Origin of the sequence: Cupriavidus campinensis, assembly GCF_905397395.1 — a bacterium.
GTDB lineage: Bacteria > Pseudomonadota > Gammaproteobacteria > Burkholderiales > Burkholderiaceae > Cupriavidus > Cupriavidus campinensis.
The window spans coordinates 1-625 of record NZ_CAJPVH010000155.1; the positions used below are offsets into that span (position 1 = coordinate 1).

Genomic DNA, 625 nt, shown 5'->3' on the forward strand with positions numbered 1-625 from the left:
CCAGCGCGCGGCCGCCGGTGGTGCGCAAGTCGCGCGAGGCTGCGCTGGTGCGCCCGCAGTTGTCGGCAGCCGGGGGTGCCCCCGCGGCCTCGCGTGCGGACGACGATTGGGCGGCGTTCTGATCGTCCCGATCCTCGTTCGAAGCAAGCGCTTGACTGTTCACATGGCGGAGACAGGATGCCGTGATGCGGGCTGCCCGATGGCCCGCATCGAGGACATGCCGGCATCCGTGCCCGCCACCAACGCGCCGCCCCCATGACTGCCACGAGTTACAGCCTCCTGCTGCTTGCGTCCGTGCTCGGCCTTGCCGCCGCGCGCTGGCGCCGCACGGCTTCGGGCGACCGCACGCCGGGTCGCAAGGTCGCGCGCAGCCTGACGTGGTCGGCGGCACTGATGTCGCAGGCCACGCTCGGCATGCCGGTCTGGGTGGCCATCGCCTCCGGCACGCTCACCGCCGCCAATGACGGCGTGAAGATGGCCGCCACGTTCGTGGCCACGCTGGCGGCGACGGCGATCGTCGCGCAAGTGATTCCCCCCATCTTCCATTGGTTCCGCCAGGGCCGGCGCGGCTGGGGCGTGGCCGTGGCGCTGGCGATGGCTTCGGGCGCCGGCCTGGTGGCCGTGG

1 pseudogene is annotated in these 625 nt (G+C 72.8%); it reads left to right on the forward strand.

Annotated elements, in window-relative coordinates:
* Positions 1–255: 255 nt before the first annotated feature.
* Positions 256–625 (forward strand): annotated as a pseudogene (locus KHO18_RS28305) (GGDEF-domain containing protein); the annotation flags it as partial.